The sequence below is a fragment of the Proteus sp. Marseille-Q3619 genome, assembly GCF_965283115.1.
The window spans coordinates 3,956,378-3,979,386 of record NZ_CBDIMP010000001.1 but is presented as its reverse complement, the minus strand read 5'-3'; the positions used below and the strand labels follow the sequence as shown (position 1 = coordinate 3,979,386).

Annotated in this window: 21 protein-coding genes, 2 tRNA genes and 1 pseudogene; 14 read left to right on the top strand and 10 right to left on the bottom strand. The window is 37.1% G+C overall.

Annotation, left to right across the window (positions count from 1 at the left end; all coding sequences use genetic code 11):
* Positions 1-28 precede the first annotated feature (28 nt).
* Both pdxH and anmK read right to left on the bottom strand, forming a co-directional pair.
* Positions 29-682, bottom strand: a complete 654-nt coding sequence (pdxH, locus tag ACWPWK_RS18640; protein WP_109372409.1) for a pyridoxamine 5'-phosphate oxidase — start codon at positions 680-682, stop codon at positions 29-31.
* 43 nt (positions 683-725) lie between these two features.
* Positions 726-1,838 carry an anhydro-N-acetylmuramic acid kinase gene (gene anmK, locus ACWPWK_RS18635; protein ID WP_109372410.1) on the bottom strand — a complete coding sequence of 371 codons (1,113 nt, stop codon included), beginning with the start codon at positions 1,836-1,838 and terminating at the stop codon, positions 726-728.
* A 221-nt stretch (positions 1,839-2,059) separates the two neighbouring features.
* On the opposite strand from anmK, the gene ACWPWK_RS18630 reads away from it, so the two are divergent.
* The gene (locus ACWPWK_RS18630) at positions 2,060-2,527 is read left to right on the top strand and encodes an outer membrane lipoprotein (protein ID WP_075672187.1); all 468 of its coding nucleotides are present in this window, start codon (positions 2,060-2,062) and stop codon (positions 2,525-2,527) included.
* Positions 2,528-2,837: 310 nt separating this feature from the next.
* Here ACWPWK_RS18630 and slyA read toward each other — a convergent pair.
* Positions 2,838-3,265 (bottom strand): annotated as a pseudogene (gene slyA / locus ACWPWK_RS18625) (transcriptional regulator SlyA).
* Positions 3,266-3,716: 451 nt separating this feature from the next.
* On the bottom strand, positions 3,717-3,956 hold the full coding sequence (locus tag ACWPWK_RS18620) for a DUF1289 domain-containing protein (protein ID WP_109372412.1): 240 nt from the start codon (positions 3,954-3,956) through the stop codon (positions 3,717-3,719).
* A gap of 185 nt (positions 3,957-4,141) precedes the next feature.
* Here ACWPWK_RS18620 and gloA point away from each other — a divergent pair, with 185 nt between their 5' ends.
* Entirely contained in the window at positions 4,142-4,549 is a 408-nt protein-coding gene (gloA, locus tag ACWPWK_RS18615) for a lactoylglutathione lyase (RefSeq protein ID WP_036937247.1), read from the top strand.
* A 95-nt stretch (positions 4,550-4,644) separates the two neighbouring features.
* Positions 4,645-5,283 carry a ribonuclease T gene (gene rnt / locus ACWPWK_RS18610; protein ID WP_075673239.1) on the top strand — a complete coding sequence of 213 codons (639 nt, stop codon included), beginning with the start codon at positions 4,645-4,647 and terminating at the stop codon, positions 5,281-5,283.
* Between the two features lie 122 nt (positions 5,284-5,405).
* Here rnt and ACWPWK_RS18605 read toward each other — a convergent pair whose 3' ends face one another.
* The gene (locus tag ACWPWK_RS18605) at positions 5,406-5,747 is read right to left on the bottom strand and encodes a Grx4 family monothiol glutaredoxin (RefSeq protein WP_006537039.1); all 342 of its coding nucleotides are present in this window, start codon (positions 5,745-5,747) and stop codon (positions 5,406-5,408) included.
* A 503-nt stretch (positions 5,748-6,250) separates the two neighbouring features.
* Between ACWPWK_RS18605 and ACWPWK_RS18600 the strand changes: the two genes are divergently transcribed.
* Together ACWPWK_RS18600 and sodB are read left to right on the top strand one after the other, a co-directional pair.
* On the top strand, positions 6,251-7,066 hold the full coding sequence (locus tag ACWPWK_RS18600; protein WP_109372413.1) for a sulfite exporter TauE/SafE family protein: 816 nt from the start codon (positions 6,251-6,253) through the stop codon (positions 7,064-7,066).
* A 284-nt stretch (positions 7,067-7,350) separates the two neighbouring features.
* On the top strand, positions 7,351-7,929 hold the full coding sequence (gene sodB / locus ACWPWK_RS18595; protein ID WP_109372414.1) for a superoxide dismutase [Fe]: 579 nt from the start codon (positions 7,351-7,353) through the stop codon (positions 7,927-7,929).
* A 137-nt stretch (positions 7,930-8,066) separates the two neighbouring features.
* Here sodB and cydH read toward each other — a convergent pair whose 3' ends face one another.
* Positions 8,067-8,150, bottom strand: a complete 84-nt coding sequence (cydH, locus tag ACWPWK_RS18590) for a cytochrome bd-I oxidase subunit CydH (protein WP_103004765.1) — start codon at positions 8,148-8,150, stop codon at positions 8,067-8,069.
* 268 nt (positions 8,151-8,418) lie between these two features.
* Here cydH and purR point away from each other — a divergent pair, with 268 nt between their 5' ends.
* Positions 8,419-9,444 carry an HTH-type transcriptional repressor PurR gene (gene purR, locus ACWPWK_RS18585; protein WP_023582340.1) on the top strand — a complete coding sequence of 342 codons (1,026 nt, stop codon included), beginning with the start codon at positions 8,419-8,421 and terminating at the stop codon, positions 9,442-9,444.
* 26 nt (positions 9,445-9,470) lie between these two features.
* On the opposite strand, the gene punR is transcribed toward purR, so the two are convergent.
* Positions 9,471-10,373, bottom strand: coding sequence for a DNA-binding transcriptional activator PunR (gene punR / locus ACWPWK_RS18580; RefSeq protein WP_109372415.1), 903 nt, complete (start codon positions 10,371-10,373; stop codon positions 9,471-9,473).
* Between the two features lie 118 nt (positions 10,374-10,491).
* On the opposite strand from punR, the gene punC reads away from it, so the two are divergent.
* Positions 10,492-11,709, top strand: coding sequence for a purine nucleoside transporter PunC (gene punC / locus ACWPWK_RS18575; protein ID WP_109372416.1), 1,218 nt, complete (start codon positions 10,492-10,494; stop codon positions 11,707-11,709).
* A 305-nt stretch (positions 11,710-12,014) separates the two neighbouring features.
* On the top strand, positions 12,015-13,169 hold the full coding sequence (gene cfa, locus ACWPWK_RS18570) for a cyclopropane fatty acyl phospholipid synthase (RefSeq protein ID WP_109372417.1): 1,155 nt from the start codon (positions 12,015-12,017) through the stop codon (positions 13,167-13,169).
* Between the two features lie 87 nt (positions 13,170-13,256).
* On the opposite strand, the gene ACWPWK_RS18565 is transcribed toward cfa, so the two are convergent.
* Positions 13,257-13,928, bottom strand: coding sequence for a riboflavin synthase subunit alpha (locus tag ACWPWK_RS18565; protein WP_109372418.1), 672 nt, complete (start codon positions 13,926-13,928; stop codon positions 13,257-13,259).
* Between the two features lie 308 nt (positions 13,929-14,236).
* Between ACWPWK_RS18565 and ACWPWK_RS18560 the strand changes: the two genes are divergently transcribed.
* From ACWPWK_RS18560 to pykF, 4 genes are all read left to right on the top strand, one after another.
* Positions 14,237-15,610, top strand: a complete 1,374-nt coding sequence (locus tag ACWPWK_RS18560) for an MATE family efflux transporter (protein ID WP_109372419.1) — start codon at positions 14,237-14,239, stop codon at positions 15,608-15,610.
* Positions 15,611-15,758: 148 nt separating this feature from the next.
* Positions 15,759-15,835, top strand: a tRNA-Val gene (locus ACWPWK_RS18555).
* Positions 15,836-15,864: 29 nt separating this feature from the next.
* Positions 15,865-15,941: transfer RNA gene (locus ACWPWK_RS18550), tRNA-Val, on the top strand.
* 470 nt (positions 15,942-16,411) lie between these two features.
* Positions 16,412-17,824, top strand: coding sequence for a pyruvate kinase PykF (gene pykF, locus ACWPWK_RS18545; RefSeq protein ID WP_109372420.1), 1,413 nt, complete (start codon positions 16,412-16,414; stop codon positions 17,822-17,824).
* Between the two features lie 114 nt (positions 17,825-17,938).
* On the opposite strand, the gene gadC is transcribed toward pykF, so the two are convergent.
* Both gadC and ACWPWK_RS18535 read right to left on the bottom strand, forming a co-directional pair.
* On the bottom strand, positions 17,939-19,495 hold the full coding sequence (gene gadC / locus ACWPWK_RS18540; protein WP_109372421.1) for a glutamate:gamma-aminobutyrate antiporter: 1,557 nt from the start codon (positions 19,493-19,495) through the stop codon (positions 17,939-17,941).
* 103 nt (positions 19,496-19,598) lie between these two features.
* Entirely contained in the window at positions 19,599-20,990 is a 1,392-nt protein-coding gene (locus ACWPWK_RS18535) for a glutamate decarboxylase (protein WP_109372422.1), read from the bottom strand.
* A 444-nt stretch (positions 20,991-21,434) separates the two neighbouring features.
* Here ACWPWK_RS18535 and ACWPWK_RS18530 point away from each other — a divergent pair, with 444 nt between their 5' ends.
* A complete protein-coding gene (locus tag ACWPWK_RS18530) occupies positions 21,435-22,493 on the top strand; it encodes a linear amide C-N hydrolase (protein WP_109372423.1) in 1,059 nt (352 codons plus the stop codon).
* Positions 22,494-22,758: 265 nt separating this feature from the next.
* Positions 22,759-22,998: an Lpp/OprI family alanine-zipper lipoprotein gene (locus ACWPWK_RS18525; protein ID WP_036913221.1), complete on the top strand. Its 240-nt coding sequence runs from the start codon at positions 22,759-22,761 to the stop codon at positions 22,996-22,998.
* The last annotated feature ends 11 nt before the right edge of the window (positions 22,999-23,009 follow it).

The following is a 23,009-nucleotide window of genomic DNA, read 5'->3' as shown; positions in this document are numbered from 1 at the left end:
TTTTTGAGGCAAATTTATTAACACAGCATTAAGGTGCTAATCGCTCAATGTCCCATCCTTGTGGTGATTTTTGGTAGATAAAGCGATCGTGTAGACGATTTTCTCGTCCTTGCCAAAACTCAACAGAATCAAATGTCACACGATATCCACCCCAGAAACTCGGTAATGGCACTTCTCCATTTTGGAATTTCTGTTTTAATTCCAGAAATTTACTTTCTAATACGCCTCTTGCGGAAATGCGAGAAGACTGTTGAGAAGCCCACGCTGCAATTTGACTATCTTTAGGACGACTATGAAAATATTTAATCACTTCGAGTGAAGAGAGCCTCTCTGCTTTACCTAAAAAGCAAACTTGTCTTTCCAAGGGATACCAAGGAAACAACAGACTGATTTTTTGGTTATGCTCTAAATGACTGGCTTTGCGGCTACCCAAATTGGTATAGAACACGAGCCCTTTCTCATCAAAGTGTTTTAGTAACACGATACGTTGATAGGGTTGTCCATTTTCATCAACTGTGGCGACACACATGGCAGTAGGATCGCTTAAACGTGCTTCACAAGCCTGTTTTAACCACTTTTCGAACAAGACTAATGGCTCTTCTGTTAATTCATGACGTCGTAATCCGCCTTTCATATATTCACGGCGTAAATCTGCAACATCAATAAAATCAAGTTCTGTCATTTTTCACTCTCTCTTTTGAGAAACTGCGTTCAGCATATCACGCTTAACGAGGATTTGTAGGGTAAATCGCCCCTAAAACGGTTTCTCTTGATGCCCCTGTTACAGAAGGCAAATTCCCTGATTCATTTGCAATAGTTCGAGCGGCTAACCAAGCAAATGCCAACGCTTCCATATCATCGCCACTTAAACCATATTTATCCGTTGTTGCGACTTCTGTACCTGGTAATAATGAAGCTAAACGATGCATAATTTGTCCATTTCTCGCTCCACCACCACAAACGAGTAAACGTTCACATCCACCGTTTAATTGGATCTGTTGCACAATACTTATCGCGGTTAATTCAACTAAAGTGGCTTGTACATCTTCAGGAAAAACATTAGGTACTCTTGCTAAATGGTAATTTAGCCATTGTGTATTAAAATATTCTCGCCCTGTACTTTTAGGTGCTGAACGCGAAAAATAAGGATCTGAAAGCATATCTTTCAATAAAGTTGCGTTTACAGTGCCGGTAGCAGCCCATTTACCATTATCATCATAGGGTGTTTGGTTATGGATCCAATTCCAACTATCTAATAGCATATTTCCGGGTCCTGTATCGTAGCCTTTGACTGCAATACCAGGTAATAACAATGAGATATTGGCAATACCACCAATATTTAAAATAACACGTTTTTCAACAGAGTGTCCTAACACGGCAAGATGAAAAGCGGGTACTAAAGGTGCACCTTGTCCGCCATAAGCAATATCTCTGCGACGAAAATCACCAACTGTCGTAATTCCTGTGAGTGCAGCAACACGGTTGTTGTCACCAATTTGCATAGTAAATGGCATATCACTTTCTGGCTCATGCCAAACGGTTTGTCCATGACACCCTATCGCCGTAATATCACTCGCGCTAAGTTTTACTTTTGCGAGTAACTCTATAATTGCTTGCGCATAAAGTTCGCCCAGTTGGGCATCTAATAGGCCGATTTCATGCAAGGTAGTAGGTTGCCCTTGGCAAACAGCTAAAATTCGTTGGCGTAGATTTTGTGGATAAGGCAGAAAGTGATTTTCTTGTTGTGCTACGAACTTATTATTGATTGCAGCTAATACAACATCAACACCATCTAAGCTTGTGCCAGACATCACGCCAATGTACCGCCCTGCTATCATGTTCTTTTCCTTATAATCAAGATGATGCAAATTTTTAACATATAATGTTATATTCTCTTTTTTCAGAAATCTCTTCTGTTTTTACGATCGGCCTTTACTATATAGTAAGCTATATATTATTAAAATCAGTGTCGACATACGCAAAAAACGAGCTATAACTGATACTAGATAACATTGGTATAATCTGAACAATTTACCTCAGATTTTCTTTAGGAGTGACTATGTTTAAGCATTTACTTATTGGTCTTTTTACAATGACTGTACTTACTGGTTGTGTGAATACAAATTCACTATCTGGTGACACTTATACCGCAAGCCAAGCAAAACAAGCTCAAAATATTACTTATGGTACAGTGGTTTCTGTGCGTGCAGTAAATATTCAAGCGGGTAGCGATGAGAATATTTTAGGCGCTATCGGTGGTGCCGTTCTTGGTGGTATGCTAGGTAACACTGTGGGGGGTGGTACAGGTCGTAATCTTGCAACAGCCGCGGGTGCAATAGCAGGTGGTATGGCAGGACAACAAGCACAAGGCGCTTTAAATACCACTAAGGGTGTTCAAATTGAAGTCCGTTTAGATAGTGGTAGAACTGTCGCTATCGTTCAAAAAGCAGATAATACTGTTTATAGCCAAGGTCAACGTGTTGCAGTTATTGGCAACGGAAATAACTTAACTGTTTCTCCTCGCTAATGAACAACAAAAAACAGGCAACATTAAAGTTGCCTGTTTTATTTTATGACTCAATAATAAGTAACCTAAAGAGAGAACGAATATATAATCTAGTTATGACAATTAGGATTATATAATGATTTTTGTTATATACTCGTCATATTTCAAATTTCAGTATTGTTGACATCGTTTACTCGCACCAGTGACATATTTTATATATCCCTAGTGACTCATTCACTTGTTATCTAGCTGAACATCAAATTATTTAGAGTATAGTTATTATCATGTCATTAATCTTATTTAAATAGAATATATATTAAATTTGAAATTATTAGTCATTTAACCTATTTATATTTTTTTCTAATTTTTGGATTGTACCTATTAGCCTTTCGATTTCGTCTAGTTGGATACCACCTAATATTTCTCGTCTCGTTTTTTCTATAACAGTATAAACCTCATTAATAAAAGGCTCAGATTCTTTTGTTAATTTTATACGTTTTGCTCTACGATCATTTGCACATGTATGCCGACATATCAGCTTTTTTCTTCCAGTTGATCTAAGGTTCTCACTAAAGACGGTTGCTCGATCCCTATTGCTTTTGCCAATTGGATTTGTGACTGATCTGGAGGTAATTGGCTGATATTGTACAAAGTAACCCAGTGGGTTTGGGTTAATTTTAATGGTTTGAGACGATGATCAATTAAAGCACGCCATAATCGAACTAAACGCGCTAAATCAGCTCCTAATGTTGATTCCACTTATCTCTCCTTAATTAGCATTTTCAGTCAACTTATTACAAAGTTTAGATATTCATTTTTAATACAATATTTACCTATTCTTTTTAATTAAAACATTACCTTTAATAACTAATATAGTTATAACCCCATTTATTAGATAAGTAATTATTTTCCAGATATAATTAAAGCTTTTCTTTCTAGCAATGAAAGTTCATAAAGAATAACCTTGTTATAAAAACTAATCTATATTTTTTTACATAATAATTATTATTATTTTAAATCCAACACTAAAACCAAGAAAAAAACCATTTTTATCAATTGATTGCAAATAAAAATAGAGCAATAACACTTTAAAGTTATAACTTTATATTAATAAAGAAAAAATAATAAACCACATAACTACAATAAATAACAATAATGAATTAAAAAGATAGTTAATTATTATTTTAATATTAAAAAATAAGTAGCACATTTAAAATAAATTGAGTTGATCATTTTCTCTTTCAATTGAAGAACTCAGTTTTTTTAATGTTCTTAAATAACGTTGCTGACAAAGTCGTAATATATTTCTTTTCTCTTGTTGATTCATTGTTGACCAATTAAACCGCTCTTGGCGACTGCGATAGCACCCAACGCAATATCCTTGCGCATTCATTTCACAACGCCCAATACAAGGACTAGGAATATCAAAAAATTCTAATTGTTCTTGCATTTGATTTTCCCTCCCTATTGTTTGTTACAATAGAGTATAGTTAATAGAGATATTATCTGCACGACATGATTTATTGAACTGTTAAAGGCGTAGTAAAATTGAACTTTAGGGCTTTAACGCGTTATAGTACTCCGCCATCAGTTTAACTGTAGGGTTTAATCATTAGAAAAACACAAGAGGTTTATATGCGAGTACTTCATACCATGATCCGTGTGGGCGATTTACAACGTTCTATCGACTTTTATACCAAGGTTTTAGGTATGCAACTTCTACGCACTAGCGAGAATGAGGAATATAAATACTCGTTAGCTTTTGTTGGTTATGGTGATGAAAGCACTGGTGCGGTTATCGAATTAACCTATAACTGGGGTGTAAACAGCTACGAAATGGGAACCGCTTTTGGGCATGTAGCATTAGGTGTTGATGATGTTGCCGCAACCTGTGAAGCCATTCGCCAAGCTGGCGGTAATGTTACCCGTGATGCGGGTCCAGTAAAAGGTGGCTCAACAATTATTGCTTTTGTTGAAGATCCTGATGGATATAAAATCGAGCTCATCGAAAACAAAAGTGCAAGTCACGCTCTAGGTAACTAATATTTATTAAAACCAGAAAGATAACATGTGTATCTTTCTGGCCTTACTGATTATCAATTTCCGATATTCTATTTTTATCGGATAAGTACAACTTAATGCCTGATATAAATAATCCCAATAAGCTTTGTAACCGTTTTCGGGGTTACTACCCTGTTGTCATTGATGTTGAAACAGGTGGATTTAATGCGAAAACAGACGGTTTACTTGAAATCGCCGCCATTACACTAAAAATGGATGAGCAAGGTTGGCTAAAACCTGATAACACATTACATTTTCATGTTGAACCCTTTGAAGGGGCTAATTTAGAGCCAGCAGCCTTAGAGTTTACAGGTATTGATCCAACTAATCCTTTACGTGGCGCAGTCAGTGAATATGAAGCCTTTCATGCCATTTTTAAAATGGTACGTAAAGGAATGAAGGATGCAGATTGTAATCGCGCTATTATTGTCGCTCATAATGCAAATTTTGATCACAGCTTTGTGATGGCTGCTGCTGAGCGTGCTGGATTAAAACGTAATCCTTTTCACCCTTTTGCCACCTTTGATACAGCGGCTTTAAGTGGATTGGTATTAGGGCAGACAATTTTGGCTAAAGCCTGCATCACTGCTGGCATTCCCTTTGATAGCAAATTAGCGCACGGTGCATTATACGATACTAATCGCACATCATTACTTTTTTGTGAATTAGTTAACCGTTGGAAAAAGCTTGGTGGATGGCCATTGCCTACACCTTGAAACTATGATTTCGCTGATACATTTATGAATAACAGAAAAAAGCCAGTTCAATGATGAACTGGCTTTTTTATCGAAGATCTCATTATTTTTATGCGTTTCAATACCGAAACAATAAAAATTAATTACTGTGCTTCTTCTTCACCACGGTATTTATCAGCAGTCTCTTTTAATAACTTCTGTAATTCACCGCGCTGATACATTTCTAAAATAATGTCACATCCACCGACTAATTCACCATCTACCCATAATTGTGGGAAGGTTGGCCAGTGTGCATATTTTGGTAGTTCTGCACGAATATCTGGGTTTTGCAAGATATCAACATACGCAAAACGCTCACCACAAGCAGAGATAGCTTGAACTGCCTGAGCAGAAAAACCACAACTTGGTAATTTTGGTGAACCTTTCATGTATAAAATAATTGGGTTTTCATTGATCTGGCGTTCAATTTTTTCAATAGTCGTCATTTGTAAGTCCTTACAGCCTTTTATATTCGATATGCTTTATAGGGGAAAACATGAAAGAAGAATACCACTTTATATTAGAAACCTCTATATAAGTTTAGTTCTCGATATAAAACAATAAGTTGGTATTAATCTATGAGATTATTGATGAGAAAAAACACAATAAAGCATAAAAAATAAATCAATGCGTTACCGATGGTTATGAGTGTGTTTTATCCTATTAGCTCCCTTTTTATTTTTGCAGTTTTTCCTTTCTTAATTTTAAGCGCATTTTTTCTTCACTTGATTTTAAAGTATATAAAGCACTGCTTTATTATGAAATGAAATAACAACGGCTTTAGGTGGTGTTGGTTTATAGAATAAGCAAGAAGAAAAGAACAAGTCACTTTTATATCAAAATCAATATATTAAATTTCATAATCTATACATTAAGATAAAACGCTACTTTATTAAAAGGATATAATGTATATAAATAAGTTTGTTATAAACCTTGATGAGTATTAACTATGGATATGATTTTGCTGTTTCTTTTAGTGGGATGTATCACTGGCTTTTTTGCTGGACTACTTGGCATAGGAGGCGGTGCAATCATTGTTCCAGTAGTTATGTATGTAGTGAGTCAACAAGCTATCCCAACAGATATGGTGATGAAAATTGCCTTATCTACCTCGTTCTCTGTCATTATATTTTCCACAGCATCTTCAGCGTATTCACATAACAAACATAAAGCCATTTTATGGCAGCAATTTCCTCTATTATCTATCGGCACTATCATTGGTATGCTTGTTGGGACATTTCTGGTACAAAAAATGTCAAACACGATATTGCAAATCGTGTTCTGTATTTTCATGGTATATACCATCTATGGATTATTAACCAAAAAGAAAGAAGCAGAACGCATAGAAAATGTGAAAGATCCTGTTGTTTCAAAACCGGCATTAACCAGTGGTGGCTCTTTAATTGGCTTTATATCCAGCTTTATCGGCATTGCTGGTGGGACTATCACCATTCCTCTTTTAAGTCATTGGGGATTTAATACACGCAAATGTATTGCAACCTCTTCAATGATTGGTGTCATCATCGCTTCCATTGGCACAATCATGGGTATTATCTATGGTTGGAATCAAACAAATATTGATGACTATTATTTAGGCTTTGTTTATTTACCTGCCTTTATTGGAATAAGCATTACCAGCATTCTCTTCGCCCCTGTCGGTGTAAAAGTTGCTTATCGCCTACCTATTCCAAGAGTTCGCCAAATATTTGCATTATTTCTATTCTTAGTCGTAGTGAAAATGATGTATACACTGATGATAGAGTAAGCAGAAAATGCAACAATCAGAGGATATAGGCTCTAAACACAGTCGATATTTTACTGCTTTACGAGTTGCTCTGTGGGATATACTCTTATGAGTATAATTAATCTATATGGCTTATAACTATAGATAAAAGATATTTAGCTGTTATTTCAGCAGATTTTTGTTAAAATAATTAGCAAAATAGTAACAACTTAGTGATTCATTTGCCTCATTCTATCAATTCAAATGATTTTGATGGAATGATTTCAGGCACAAAACCCGAAATAGATAGTTTAAAGGAGTACGCAATGTCTTTCGAATTACCAAAATTACCTTATGCGTTAGATGCTCTTGAGCCACACATCTCTAAAGAAACTTTAGAATATCACTACGGCAAACACCACCAAACTTACGTAACCAATTTAAATAACCTGGTTAAAGGTACTGATTTAGAAAGCAAATCCTTAGAAGAAATCATCAAATCTACTGATGGTGGTATCTTTAATAATGCAGCTCAAGTATGGAACCACACTTTCTACTGGAACTGTTTAGCACCAAATGCAGGCGGCGCACCAACAGGTAAAGTTGCTGATGCTATCAACAAAGCATTCGGCTCTTTTGAAGAGTTCAAAAAGCAATTTAATGATGCGGCAGCTAAAAACTTCGGTTCAGGTTGGACTTGGTTAGTTAAAAAAGCAGACGGTTCAGTTGCGATTGTTAACACGTCTAATGCTGCTACTCCAGTTTCAGGCGCAGACAAACCACTGTTAACAGTAGACGTATGGGAACATGCTTACTACATCGACTACCGTAATGCGCGCGTTAAATATTTAGAAGAGTTCTGGGCACTGGTTAACTGGTCATTTGTTGAAGCTAACCTTGCTTAATTGAGCTTGATAATCAAAGGTGAGTGATTGAGATTCATTTTTGGTGACAAAATAACAAAGGGCCTTGAGCCCTTTGTTATATTCAGATATTCGATAATCTATTATTTAAATTGATCGGATATTCTATAAAGCAGTGATTAGAACAACATAGTCGAAAATAAAACAATCATAACAAGCGCTGCTACTGCTGTACTCAAACCAAATTTCAGATCCGTATCCATCTATTTCTCCCTCAAAATGATTATAATACACTTTTTTAACCATAACCTTGTCATGGTTAATTATTATCACATATCAAAATTTGCTAAAATAGCGACTAGTGCACAATTTATAACATTGATTAATACTTTCACTTTTGAGCTAGATCATACAAAATTCACAGCTAATCGCTAAATTATTGCCAGTGTTTGCCCTATGTATGACTATACTGGCAGTTAAACCATAAAATTAGATAAAAGAGACCAATGAAGGTCAGGAGTTTTCCACACCATGGCAACAATAAAAGACGTGGCAAAACGCGCAGGCGTATCAACCACGACTGTTTCTCATGTGATCAACAAAACACGTTTTGTTGCTGAGAACACACGGGCAGCAGTTTGGGCCGCTATAAAAGAATTAAATTATTCGCCTAGTGCCGTTGCGCGTAGTTTAAAAGTCAATCACACCAAATCTATTGGCCTGTTAGCCACGTCCAGTGAAGCTCCTTACTTTGCTGAAGTGATTGAAGCTGTTGAAAATAGTTGTTATAGCAAAGGCTACACACTGATTTTATGTAATTCACATAATAACCTCGATAAACAAAAAGCCTATTTAGCGATGCTGGCACAAAAACGTGTTGATGGGTTATTAGTCATGTGTTCTGAATACCCCGATCACCTTCTGACACTGTTAGAAGGCTATCGTAATATTCCAATGGTTGTCATGGATTGGGGTAAGGCGCGTGGTGACTTTACCGATACGATTATCGATAATGCTTTTCATGGTGGCTATATTGCGGGTCGTTACCTTATTGAACGTGGTCATCGTGATATTGGTATTATCCCTGGTCCATTAGAACGTAATACCGGTGGTGGTCGCTTACAAGGTTTCTTAAAAGCCATGGAAGAAGCAAAAATCACAGTAAAAGATGAGTGGATTGTACAAGGCGACTTTGAGCCAGAATCTGGTTATAAAGCCATGTATCAGATGCTAAATCAAAAACATCGCCCTACTGCTGTTTTTTGTGGTGGTGATGTGATGGCAATGGGCGCAATTTGTGCCGCTGATGAGCTAGGTTTACGTGTTCCTTTCGATATTTCCATTGTGGGTTACGACAATATTCGTAATGCGCGTTATTTTACGCCAGCATTAACCACAGTCCACCAGCCAAAAGAGCGTTTAGGTCAAATGGCTTTGTCAATGTTGCTTGATCGCATCGTCAACAAACGCGAAGACGCCCAAACAATCGAAGTTCATCCACGATTAGTTGAGCGCCGTTCAGTTGCTGACGGTCCTTTTATTGACTACCGTCGTTAATTCAGATTTATTCGGCTATCTGATTTCTAGCGAAGCCATTCCTCATTTAAGGTTTGGCTATCTCCAAGATAATCTAACAACCATGTCAAAGCGGGTGATTCACTTTTATCGACCCACGTCAGGCAGCATGGGCTGTCTGGCAATGGTTGTGCCAGTTGTAAAGTAACCAGCTTACCTTGTTCAATTAAAGGTTCAGCACGATGCCAAGGCACCATTCCTACGCATAATCCCGCTAACAAGCATTCAAGCCCCATATCCCATGTCGGAACAACCATTCTACGCTGATTATTTAGCGCCCAAGTGTCACGCTTTGGTAAACTGCGTGAAGTATCTTCTAAGCATAAACTTGGATAAGGTCGCATCTCATCATCCGTTAATGGATGTTGTGCTTTCGCTAAAGGGTGATCAACATGACAAACACAGCGCCAAGGCATAAATCCCATATCTCTAAAACTATAACGTTCACCAATTGGTGAGGCTCTTGTTGCACCAATCGCTAAATCAACACGACCATTAACTAAGGAGTCCCATACGCCATTAAACACTTCAGGGTAGACATACAGCTCAATATCAGGAAAATGGCGGTAGAAATCGAGAATAAGTTGTTGTGTTCTTTCAGGTTTAACAATGCAATCAACTGCTATACTAAATTGACCGCGCCACCCATTAGAAACTTGTTGACAAAGATGCCGAGTGTCATTCATTTTTTTGATAACAGATCGTGCTTCTTTGATGAAAATTTTACCTGCATCGGTTAATTCTACATCACGGTGACGGCGCTCAAACAAAGGAACGGCAAGCCATTCCTCTAATTGCCGAACAGTGTAACTAACGGCGGATGGCACTCTGTGCAATTCTTGAGCAGCGGAGCTAAAACTTCCTGTTCTTGCAACTGCATCAACAACTTCTAAAGAGTATTCTGACCACATAGAGTTTATTCCTTTGAAAATTTTTCACAGCATTAACCAAATATTCCCGTTTCACAAGTAAAATAGGTCTTAGTTACAATACATAAAATGTTCTACATCACATAGCATAGAAAATAAAATGAATTCTAAAACTTCCACACAATCAAAAACACCTATGAGCTTTATGGTGTACCTAGCGGGTTTGAGTATGCTAGGTTACTTAGCTATTGATATGTACTTACCTGCATTTGGTATGATGCAGCGTGAACTCTCTATCAGCGAAGGTGCTATTAGTAATAGCTTAAGTATCTTTTTATTTGGCTTTGCTGTTGCTCAATTACTTTGGGGACCTCTTTCTGACAAAGTCGGTCGTAAACCTATTCTACTTATTGGTTTAAGCCTTTTCTCTTTAGGCTGTCTTGGTATGCTGTGGGTTGAGAGTGCAACTGGCTTACTTGCTATGCGCTTCCTACAAGCTTTCGGTGTTTGCTCTGCCGCTGTTATTTGGCAAGCTCTTGTCATCGACCGTTTTGATGAATCTCGCGCTCAGCACGTTTTTGCTTTAATTATGCCACTGGTTGCATTATCACCAGCACTTGCACCTTTAATCGGTGCTTCGTTATTAAATCACGGTGGCTGGCGTATGATTTTCATGGTGTTAATGGCTGTAACATTAGTTCTAATGTTACCGACATTAATGCTAAAAAACATTAAACAAAAATCAGTCACTGATGAAAACCAATCTACCGCTTCATTTACGACTTTACTAAAATCCCCTCTCTACACAGGTAACGTATTAGTTTACGCTTCTTGTAGTGCAGGTTTCTTTGCTTGGTTAGCTGGCTCACCAATCATTCTTGAAAAGATGGGCTACTCTCCACAGGATATCGGTTTAAGTTATATTCCACAAACTATTGCATTTATGGTAGGTGGTTATGGCTGTCGTATTTTACTGTCAAAAATGACAGGTAAAACGCTACTGCCACTGTTGTTAATTGGTTATGCTGTCAGTATGACTGCGTTATACCTTGTTGCTAAATTTACTGAGCCAACATTAACGACTATTTTAATTCCATTCTGTATTATGGCTGCAATGAATGGTGCATCATATCCAATCGCAGTATCTAATGCTTTATCTGCTTACCCTGAAATTAGTGGTAAAGCAGCTGCATTACAAAATGCACTTCAACTGGGTCTTTGTAGCTTAGCAAGTTTTATTGTGTCCGCATTTATCAGCCAACAACCTCTGATTAACACCACTGCAATTATGGCGTTAACAGCAATTCCAATGGCGGTTGGCTACTTTATTCAGCGCAATAAATCTGTTACCAAGCACACGATTCAAACCGCAGAATAATCGCTCTCCTTATTTTAAGAATCATCTTAAAAAGGCCATTTTATAAAAAATGGCCTTTTTCTTTTCTAGAGAAAAATATGCTACGTCTCTATACTTACCTATACGCTGTAATAGCGTTTTGTTTATTTTTCTTTCGGATTTTGAGACATTAAACAGATTATTTGCTGATTATGTCAGATTAGTTGTTTTATTAATTCTATTCGTTCAATTCATAATGAACACAATACCATTTTAATACTATCAATCTGTACACATCCTTTCTTAGCTTTATGTTTCAAAACCCGCTTAGTTTACGCGGAGAGTATATGAGTACATCTTGTGTAGAAGAAGGCCGAAAGACCTCCAACGATCCTTATGAAAAGATCGTAATAGAACTGTTAACTCACACAGATATTCGAATTAATGGTTCAGAACCTTATGATATTCAGGTTCATAATCAGAATTTTTATAAAAGAGTATTACAGCAAGGCTCATTAGGTCTCGGCGAAAGTTATATGGATGGTTGGTGGGATTGTGAGCGGCTGGATATATTCTTTCATAAAGTCTTACGTGCTGGTCTTGAAAATAAGCTCCCACAAAATCTACGTGATATTTTCAAGATTGCGACAGCCCGCCTTTTTAATCTGCAAACACAAAAACGCGCATGGATGGTAGGTAAAGAGCATTACGATCTTGGTAATGATCTATTTACCGCCATGCTTGATCCTAATATGCAATATTCCTGTGGTTACTGGAAAAATGCAGATAATTTAGCCCAAGCCCAAGAGCATAAATTAGATTTAATTTGCCGAAAATTAGATTTAAAGCCAGGTATGACCTTATTGGATATTGGCTGTGGCTGGGGTGGACTAGCAGGCTACGCAGCCAAATACTTTGGCGTATCTGTTACGGGTGTCACCATTTCTGTTGAGCAACAAAAACTAGCACAAGCTCGATGCCAAGGACTTGATGTTAATATTATTTTAGAAGACTATCGTGATTTACATGAAAAATTTGATCGCATAGTTTCAGTGGGGATGTTCGAACACGTTGGGCCTAAAAATTATGCAACTTATTTTGATGTAGTTCGTCATAATTTAAAAGAAGATGGTCTGTTTTTATTGCACACCATTGGTTCTAACCGCGATAAAGTGAATGTAGATAGCTGGATAAGCAAATATATCTTTCCTAATGGGTGTTTACCGTCTATTCAAAAAATTGCTCATGCAATGGACAATAAATTTGTGATGGAAGATTGGCATAACTTTGGCGCTGATTACGATAAAACATTAATGGCATGGTATCAGCGTTTTTTAGCGTGTTGGCCGAATATTGAATCTAACTACACACCGCGTTTTAAACGTATGTTTAGCTATTATCTTAATGCCTGTGCTGGCGCATTTCGTGCCAGAGATATTCAGTTATGGCAAATAGTACTAAGCCCTAAAGGCCATATTGGCGGTTTACAGATCCCTCGTTAATTATTTTTTTATAACAAGAGAAAAGCCAGTTTGATTGATAAACTGGCTTTTTCTTTGGTTCTCTTTTAAGAACAACAACATTAATCATTAATTGTGTGAAGCTTGTTCTTTATTTTCAATTTGTTGTGTTGCAAATAAAGCTTGTTGCTGTGCTTGTTGTGCCATAACGCGCTCTACTGTATCGACAATCGCTTGAGTTTGAGGATCAAGCTCAATATTGACTTTATCACCAAGGCGCTTACGACCTAATGTTGTTCTATCTCGAGTTTCTGGAATTAAATGGACACAAAAACGGTTATTCACCACATCGCCCACAGTTAAGCTTATTCCATCAATACCAATAAAACCTTTGTGTAAAATATACTTCATTAATGCTTTATCAAAGATACGAAACCATATTTGTAGATTATTTTCTGAGGTAATGATTTTGGCAACTTCGGCAGTTGTTACAATATGACCAGACATCACATGCCCGCCAATTTCATCACCATACTTAGCCGCACGTTCAATATTTACTTCGGAGCCGACTTTTAATTCACCAAGGTTAGTTAAACGTAATGTCTCTTTCACCAAATCAAAGCTAATATGTGTACCTTCAATTTTAGTGACCGTTAAACAGCAACCATTATTTGCAACAGAAGCACCTGTTTCTAAATTGCCGACTAACTCGCTGGGTAATTCAATGATATGGGTACGAAAATCGCCTTTATCTTCGATAGCAATAACCCGCCCTTTTCCCTGAACAATACCTGTAAACATCTTACATCTCCTTGGATCGATAAACTGGTAAACTCAATTTATGTTTATGCTATTAAGGATAACATAGCTCGTATTAATACAAAGGAACAATTATCGCATTTATTCCTTATCGATTATTGCCGTTAAATATAACGTAAAAACACCTAATAAATTATCAAAATTCTGTGCTTGAAAAGCTAAACTTCTTTCGTTGCTAATTAAACTTTTATCATTAGAATAAGCGGTCTTGAGGATCTCTTTACGTCATTTTAACAATACGACGTTTGTTCTCTTCCTTTCATTTTCTTATAATAAATAAAGGTGTATGCGTGCAGAAGTACATAAGAGAAGCGCGTAGCTTACTTGCTCTCGGTATCCCCGTTATCATCGCGCAATTTTCCCAGACAGCAATGGGTGTAGTTGATACTGTCATGGCGGGTGCTGTAAATGCCACAGAAATGTCGGCAGTGGCAGTAGGTACGTCTATTTGGTTACCAACGATTTTGTTAGGCCAAGGCATATTAATGGCATTAACCCCAATCGTTGCACAATTAAATGGTTCAGGACAACGAAAACACATTGCTAATCGTACACAGCAAGGTTTTTGGCTCGCCACTTTCTTATCAATCATGGTAATTGCTATTCTTTATAACAGCCGTTTTATTATTGAAGCGCAACATGATATCGAACCGGAATTAGCCGAAAAGGCCATTGGATTTATTCACGCCATTATGTGGGGTGCGCCAGGTTGCCTTTACTATCAGGTACTAAGAAGCCAATGTGAGGGATTATCTAAAACAAAACCCGGCATGATAATTGGTTTTATTGGCTTATTAATTAATATCCCTGTTAACTATGCGTTTATTTACGGTAAATTTGGCGCACCACAATTAGGGGGTATTGGTTGCGGTGTTGCAACGGCCTCTGTTTTCTGGGCTATGTTCTTAATGATGCGTTATTACGTGCGTCGTGCACCGACACAACGTGATGTTATGCCAAAGAAACGTTTAGTAAGTCCTGATTTCCACACAATAAAACGTATTACATTTTTAGGATTACCCGTTGGTTTAGCCTTATTCTTTGAAGTAACACTCTTTGCTGTTGTTGCATTATTAGTTTCAACTTTAGGCGTTACTGCGGTTGCTAGTCATCAAATAGCACTTAACTTTAGTTCCCTGATGTTTATGTTCCCTCTGTCATTGGGAATAGCGGCAACAATCCGTGTTGGTCATAACTTAGGACAACGCTCCACAGAACAAGCCCGCACTTCAGCCATTACAGCACTTGCTGTTGGACTAATGTTGGCAAGTTGTACTGCGATTTTCTCTATCATCTTTAGAGAAAAAATCGCATTAATGTATAACGATGATATTGAAGTGGTGACATTAGCATCTCATCTTATGTTATTCGCTGCGCTTTATCAGTTATCAGATTCGGTGCAAGTTATTGGTTCAGGTGTATTACGAGGTTATAAAGATACCCGCTCTATCTTCTTTATTACCTTTATTGCCTACTGGGTAATCGGATTGCCTTCTGGTTATATCTTAGGGCGTACTAATTACGTTGTTGAAGCGATGGGACCTGCTGGTTTCTGGATTGGCTTTATTCTAGGTTTAACTGCCTCAGCAATTATGATGGGTTCCCGTATTTGGTGGATCCAACGCCAATCTGATGAAGTGGTGTTATTACGCTCTGAGCGTTAAAGATAAACGGTTATTTAGGCAAGGGAATGACACAAATATCAACAAATAGCTTTAAATACGAGCAGTTGAATATAAATTTGTGTTTTTCCTCTTGCCAGAATCGAATCATCTCGTTAATATTCGTCCCCGTTGTCACCCAATAGATAATGCGTCCATAGCTCAGTTGGTTAGAGCACCACCTTGACATGGTGGGGGTCGGTGGTTCGAGTCCACTTGGACGCACCATTTATTTTTCGGCAACATCTCAATACAGTGCGTCCATAGCTCAGTTGGTTAGAGCACCACCTTGACATGGTGGGGGTCGGTGGTTCGAGTCCACTTGGACGCACCATTTCTCTTTCTCTATATTTTCTTATTTTTGTTCATCTTACCTACCCTACAAAATAATTAATCTAGCTTGCAATATTTTATTGCGCAACAAATTGTTTAAAAAACAAGCAGTCAGCGCTGTATTTTGATCACATCACTTAAATTTACCTTTTTTCGATTTTCTTCATAGAAATTAACCTCTATAATACGAAACATAATTTTGTTGAAAGGTTTCAGCGTATTGATTTACGGGCATCTTTAGAAAACAGAACAAATGAATCGTGATAGACTATAATGTAAGATGTCTACCAACCCTTGAAACAAAATAGTGACAAGATTTTTATGATGTTGCTGAACCATTAACATGTTGCGCAACTTACTCCATTAGAGATAAGTATGTACATCCTGTTTTGCACCGTTGATACAGTTAATAGAAAACGGCGACATTAATCCTTATTCATCCATTACAATACAACCATTAAATAGACTGCCATGAAAAAGACAAAAATTGTTTGCACCATCGGGCCAAAAACCGAATCTGAAGAAAAACTGAATCAATTACTAGACGCAGGCATGAACGTTATGCGTCTAAACTTCTCTCACGGTGACTATGAAGAGCATGGCAACCGTATCAAAAACCTGCGTAACGTTTGCGCTAAAACAGGCAAAAAAGCCGCTATCTTATTAGATACTAAAGGCCCAGAAATCCGTACCATCAAATTAGAAGGTGGTAATGATGTTACTTTAGTTGCAGGTCAAACTTTCACTTTCACCACAGACAAAACTGTTGTGGGTAACAAAGACCGCGTTGCTGTAACTTACGAAGGTTTCGCTAAAGACTTAACTGTTGGTAACACTGTTTTAGTTGATGATGGTCTTATCGGCATGAAAGTAACGGCTGTAACTGATACAGAAGTTGTTTGTGAAGTTTTAAACAACGGTGACTTAGGTGAAAACAAAGGTGTTAACTTACCTGGCGTTTCTATCGGTTTACCTGCATTAGCTGAAAAAGATAAACAAGATCTTATCTTTGGTTGCGAGCAAGGCGTTGATTTCGTTGCTGCATCATTTATTCGTAAACGTTCTGACGTTGAAGAAATGCGTGCTCACTTAAATGCACACGGTGGCGAAAACATTATGATCATCTCAAAAATTGAAAACCAAGAAGGTTTAAACAATTTTGATGAGATCTTAGAAGCCTCTGACGGCATCATGGTTGCTCGTGGTGACTTAGGTGTTGAAATCCCAGTTGAAGAAGTTATCTTTGCACAAAAAATGATGATCGAAAAATGTAACGCTGCGCGTAAAGTGGTTATCACTGCAACGCAAATGTTAGATTCAATGATCAAAAACCCACGCCCTACTCGTGCTGAAGCGGGTGACGTTGCGAATGCTATCTTAGATGGTACTGATGCTGTTATGTTGTCAGGTGAAAGTGCTAAAGGTAAATACCCAGTAGAAGCTGTGACTATCATGGCAACTATCTGTGAGCGTACAGACCGTATCATGCAATCTCGCCTTGATTACAAACAAACAGCTGCGAAATTACGCGTAACTGAAGCAGTTTGTCGCGGTGCGGTAGAAATGGCTGAAAACTTAGATGCACCTCTGATTGTTGTTGCAACTTTCGGTGGTAAATCAGCTCGTTCTATCCGTAAATACTTCCCAACTGCACCAATCTTAGCATTAACAAACAACGAAGAAACAGCTCGTCAGTTACTGTTAGTTAAAGGTGTAACAACACAATTAGTTAACGAAATCTCTTCTACTGATGACTTCTACCGTATTGGTAAAGAAGCGGCATTAGCAAGTGGTTTAGCTCATTCAGGTGACCGTGTTGTTATGGTAACTGGCGCATTAGTTGATAGCGGTACAACAAATACTTCATCTGTTCACGTTCTGTAATTCTTTATTCATTTAGTCGCTTTACAATTTAAAACACCACTTCAATATTTGAAGTGGTGTTTTTTTAATGCTTTATTTATTAGTGACAATTTCCTTTACCTGTTCGTCTTTTTATTACACGTTATTCTTATTTGTCTCTTCTTTATTTTCTAATAACAGATAATGTGTTGCACGAGCACGAGGATGAATAAAAAAGTGCCCTGCTGGCGCATTATGGCTTTTAATGTGAACTAAAGACACGTTGCTGAGTGTTTTACCTTGTTTAGAACGACACGCGTAAACAATAAAGGGTAAAGCAAAGATAACAAAGAAGCCGACTATCAGTAAGGTCACATACGTTTTATCACTACTTGCGTTTGGCAAAGAGCTTGGTGGGAAAAAAGAAACCACAAACGCAATAATAGAGAGTAATAAACCAGCCATTGCAACAATAAGTTTAACGTTTTTACCACCAGGAATACTAAATGCCCGTTTTTTATCTACTTGCTTACAAGTAAGTTGCATATACCCTAAGAAAAGCATGAAATAACTACAAAGATAAATAACGACCGTTAAGGCTAAAGCAATCAAGAATGACATATTACCGCCACCACCAGTGTTAGTCAGAATAATGATCGCAATACTTGTTATCAATAATTGAGAAATCACTAAAGCAACAGGTACTCCGTTTTTATTCACCTTCGCCAATGCTTTCGGTAAAATTCCTTTTTCAGCGGCAACATACATGCCACGAGAAGGCCCTACAATCCAAGAAGCTATCTCAGCTAAAACTCCTAGCAATAATAACGTAGCAATAATCCTAACCGTCCAATCAAGTGTACTACTGAAATGGGAGACTAAAACACTGAACGTTTGTACCACGCCTGCTGATAAATTAATTTCATTATTAGGTATCACTGCTGCAACAGATAATCCCCCAATAGAGCTTAAACAAATTGCCACTATCATGAGTAAAAACATGGCGATGGGGTAATCTCGTCCAGGATTTTTCATCTCATTAACATGAGTTGCTGAAGCTTCTACGCCCATATAACTTAAAATGAATGCAACAAAAACCACTAATGTTCCAATTTGGGTAAAATCAGGGAAAAAGGTTTTTGCGCTTATTTCAATCGCTAATGGTGCTCCACTCATTAAATAGCTAACAGCTAAAATAATTAAAATTAAAGCAGGTAATAAAATACCTGCAAAAAAACCAAGTTTGGCAATAGATGCCGTATATTTTGTACCGCCAAATTGCGTAAATGCTAATACCCAAAGAATAATTAAAGCTGCGACTGTTTTAATTACTGGATCGGTATTTAATTCAGGCCAATTGAGAATATAAGAAAGCGCGCCTAAGACGAAGTAAAGCATAGGAATAAAACCAATAGCAATTTGTAGATAACCAAAAGAGATGGCGGCAAACCCCCAGCGTTCTCCTAATGTATTCGATACCCAAGCAAATATTCCCCCTTCTTGCCAGCCTTCTACGGTAGCCATTTCAGCTGCACATAACGCAACAGGAATAAACCACAGCAATCCACCTAAAAGTAAGAAGAAAACAAGGCTAAAACCAGATGTGGCAAAAGTCGGATATTCATATACCGCCATAACCATCGAAGCGGTAATAGCAAAAAAACCAACTAATGTAAGTTGTTTTGGTGCTGAATTTGTTGATGATGTAGTCATACAATCCTCCTGAACTTTATTCAGAAAAATAATTACAGTCTAATTATTATCGAGAAAGAGGTTGAGAATAGATAAAGATCCTCAACCTCAAAACGAACAGAATTTAGCTATGGTTAAAACCTCTACCATCTTCTGCTGATAGAGGATTGCAGACAGGATGCTTATCAAAATACTCTAGCGTACGTTTGAAATCATCCACTAGTAATGAAGCAAGATCTAGACTTACACCATGGCGAACTAAAATACGCTGGATCACTAAATCCTCCCGATTGGCTGGCATAGAGTAAGCGGGAACCTGCCAACCACGACTACGTAATTTATCTGCAACATCGTATAAAGAGTAAGTGACTTTAGCCCCTTTTTTTAGTTTCCATGCTAATGCGGGGATACCTTCTTTACAGTCACCACTAAATATCATTTCAAAAGGGCCTAACTTTTCAATTTCCCTTGCTAAATATTGTGCTGTTGAGTAGCAAGCATTATGAATTTTTGCATATCCTTCTCGGCCTAAGCGTAAGAAGTTATAATATTGAGCGATAATTTGACCACCAGGACGTGAGAAATTCAGCGCAAAAGTAGGCATATTGCCGCCTAAATAGTTCACATTAAAAATAAGCTCTTCAGGAAGATCTTTTGCTTCACGCCAAATAACCCAACCCGCACCTAATGGTGCTAAACCAAATTTATGCCCCGAGGCATTAATAGATTTTACTCGTGGTAAACGGAAATCCCATTCAATATCAGGTGCGCAAAATGGTGCTAAAAAGCCCCCACTTGCACCATCAACGTGAATTGGAATATCTAATCCCGTTTCTTTTTGAAGTTTATCTAATGCGTCATGAACCGCTTTAACAGGCTCATAGGTACAGGTAAAAGTAACGCCTAATGTTGGAACTACCCCAATGGTATTTTCATCCACACGCTTAATGACTTCTTCTGGGCTCATCATTAAACGATCACCTTCTAAAGGGATCTCTCTTAATTCCACATCAAAATAACGAGCGAATTTATGCCAACAAATTTGAACAGGACCACAAATCAAGTTCGGTTTATCAGTCGGTTTTCCCTGTGCAATACGTTTTTTACGCCATTGCCATTTTAATGCTAACCCGCCTAACATTGCGGCTTCGGATGAACCGATAGTAGAACAACCTAATGTATTTAATGCATCAGGCGAACACCACAAATCAGCCAACATATGAACACAACGATTTTCAATTTCAGCTGTTTGCGGATATTCATCTTTATCTATCATGTTCTTATCGATAGAAAGATCCATTAAATCGCGTATTTCATCATCAACCCAAGTTTGACAAAATGTCGCTAAATTTTGTCTTGAGTTTCCATCTAACATTAATTCATCACGAACAGCATCAAAAACGTTACGTGGATTATTTTCTTTCTGTGGAATTTTTGTTTTAGGTAAGGATTGAGAGAGATCGAGAGATGCATATACATCATCTAGGTCATTATAATTTGATGATTTGTTTTTCATATTATTACCCTACAATAATAAATATTATAAGACATGGAATAAGCTTAATGCTTATTTATTAAAGATAGTCAACAATATAAAAAGTGAGAAATAAAATTCAAATTTAATTTTTGAACTTTACAATTAATGCGAGATTTTGTTTTAAAAAAAAATCAAACTTCAATGTAAAACATTGAAATAACAAAAATTATAAGTACAAACACCTATCATAAAAACATTTCATTATCATAAAAACAACATTAACATCATAAAAAAACAGCGCCATTTTACTGAGTAAAATGCCCTCATCTAGTACTTATTATTATTTTTTACCCTATGAGATTTATGTTTGGTCTAATACAAAAGTAACGCTATATTAAACAAATATAAAAAATATCTTATATAAATGGCTATATCCAATACTATGTATTACAAATACTGAATTAATTCTATTAGGAATAAACTATGCCAGAAAATAACATTGATAGTAGAGTATTCGCTTGCACTACCCTCGCGATTAAAGATAAGAAAAATCGTATTTATCATGGTAGAACAATGGAATTTTCAGTAGACAAGCCTGCTTCAATATTTGCATATTATCCTAAAGAACATACTTTCCAGCAAAAGGCCCCTGATGGCACCCTTGGATTAAAATATACTGTCAAATATCCTTTTATGGCGATCGTTGCGCCAATCAATTTAGAAGGCACAAAAGACGTACTTGAAGGTGTTAATTCTCAGGGACTCTCTTTTAGCTTAAATATGTTACCCGATTCAAATCTCGATGATATTAGCCCACAAGATTACGCAACTTCAGTGCCTATCGCGGCAATTGGTGAATGGGCGTTAGCACAATATAAAACCGTTGAAGAATTAAAACTCGCGATCCCTAAAACGGTATTTTGGTCACAAAAACTACTCCTTTTACGTAACTTACCCAGCCCTTTCCATTATGCATTTTATGACAAAACAGGAGCTTGTATTGTTATTGAAGTTTCTGATGGAAAATTACATATTTATGATAATCCTACTTATTGCATGACCAATGGTCCGTTATTTCCATGGCATTCAACCAATTTAAATAATTACACCCATCTTTCGAATGTTAATATTTCCACCAGCACATTAGGAAATATGAAAATAAAACAACCTGACAGTGGAATTGCTTTAGCCTCGTTGCCCAATTCTGACACTTCTGTAGATAGATTTATTCGTGCTGTTTACTACACAACCTACTATCACAAGGTGTCTGATCCGGATACACAGTTAGTTGAATTAGCACATATCATGAATAGATTCGATCGACCTAAAAACGCCACTATTGATCCCCTATTAGGTCACGATACGTTAAAAGCACTTCATACTAGTGAATTTTCAGTATGGACAACACTAACGGATTTAGAACGCGGAATACTCTTCTTTAGGGGATACAACGATCTCAACTTCCAAAAATTTACACTTGAATCGTTTAGAAATGAAGTAGAACCCATTTTCATAAAAGTAAATTTAGGTGGTGCTTTATAGCTATAAATATAAGTAACAATAGAACAATGTAGATAAAATGTTTTTCTATCAGACTTTTATGAATAAAAATCTTTTGTGAAATAACACGCATTTTTTGTACTGAATATTTGCGTTTTAGGTGTTATTTTTTCTATTGTTCAACTAATAGCTCCGTAGAATGTGATAAATAAATCCAGCATTTTCCTATATATGTGCCATACTTATTAATGGTTTCATATAAATGCTACTTGTTCCTTTACACAAACTAATAATAGAGGTTGTAACTATGAAAGCGAAACTTGTACTAGGTGCGGTGATTCTGGCTTCAGGCTTATTAGCGGGTTGTTCTTCTAGTAATAATGCACAATTAGATCAAATCTCTTCTGATGTAAGCCGCCTGAATACTCAAGTTCAGCAACTAAGTGGTGATGTACAATCTGCTCGCGCTGAAGCTAAATCAGCTTACGACGAAGCAGCTCGCGCAAATCAGCGTTTAGATAACCAAGTCACTACTTATAAAAAGTAATTTGACTCACT

Coding starts and splice junctions, on each gene's coding strand:
- ACWPWK_RS18620 (WP_109372412.1), bottom strand. CDS start 3,956: ATGCAAGAACAATTAGAATTTTTTGATATTCCTAGTCCTTGTATTGGG.
- ACWPWK_RS18600 (WP_109372413.1), top strand. CDS start 6,251: ATGGATATGATTTTGCTGTTTCTTTTAGTGGGATGTATCACTGGCTTT.
- ACWPWK_RS18630 (WP_075672187.1), top strand. CDS start 2,060: ATGTTTAAGCATTTACTTATTGGTCTTTTTACAATGACTGTACTTACT.
- pdxH (WP_109372409.1), bottom strand. CDS start 682: ATGACAGAACTTGATTTTATTGATGTTGCAGATTTACGCCGTGAATAT.
- ACWPWK_RS18530 (WP_109372423.1), top strand. CDS start 21,435: ATGCCAGAAAATAACATTGATAGTAGAGTATTCGCTTGCACTACCCTC.
- anmK (WP_109372410.1), bottom strand. CDS start 1,838: ATGATAGCAGGGCGGTACATTGGCGTGATGTCTGGCACAAGCTTAGAT.
- pykF (WP_109372420.1), top strand. CDS start 16,412: ATGAAAAAGACAAAAATTGTTTGCACCATCGGGCCAAAAACCGAATCT.
- cydH (WP_103004765.1), bottom strand. CDS start 8,150: ATGGATACGGATCTGAAATTTGGTTTGAGTACAGCAGTAGCAGCGCTT.
- ACWPWK_RS18525 (WP_036913221.1), top strand. CDS start 22,759: ATGAAAGCGAAACTTGTACTAGGTGCGGTGATTCTGGCTTCAGGCTTA.
- ACWPWK_RS18605 (WP_006537039.1), bottom strand. CDS start 5,747: ATGACGACTATTGAAAAAATTGAACGCCAGATCAATGAAAACCCAATT.
- gadC (WP_109372421.1), bottom strand. CDS start 19,495: ATGACTACATCATCAACAAATTCAGCACCAAAACAACTTACATTAGTT.
- punR (WP_109372415.1), bottom strand. CDS start 10,373: ATGTGGTCAGAATACTCTTTAGAAGTTGTTGATGCAGTTGCAAGAACA.
- cfa (WP_109372417.1), top strand. CDS start 12,015: ATGAGTACATCTTGTGTAGAAGAAGGCCGAAAGACCTCCAACGATCCT.
- ACWPWK_RS18535 (WP_109372422.1), bottom strand. CDS start 20,990: ATGAAAAACAAATCATCAAATTATAATGACCTAGATGATGTATATGCA.
- punC (WP_109372416.1), top strand. CDS start 10,492: ATGAATTCTAAAACTTCCACACAATCAAAAACACCTATGAGCTTTATG.
- ACWPWK_RS18565 (WP_109372418.1), bottom strand. CDS start 13,928: ATGTTTACAGGTATTGTTCAGGGAAAAGGGCGGGTTATTGCTATCGAA.
- purR (WP_023582340.1), top strand. CDS start 8,419: ATGGCAACAATAAAAGACGTGGCAAAACGCGCAGGCGTATCAACCACG.
- sodB (WP_109372414.1), top strand. CDS start 7,351: ATGTCTTTCGAATTACCAAAATTACCTTATGCGTTAGATGCTCTTGAG.
- gloA (WP_036937247.1), top strand. CDS start 4,142: ATGCGAGTACTTCATACCATGATCCGTGTGGGCGATTTACAACGTTCT.
- rnt (WP_075673239.1), top strand. CDS start 4,645: ATGCCTGATATAAATAATCCCAATAAGCTTTGTAACCGTTTTCGGGGT.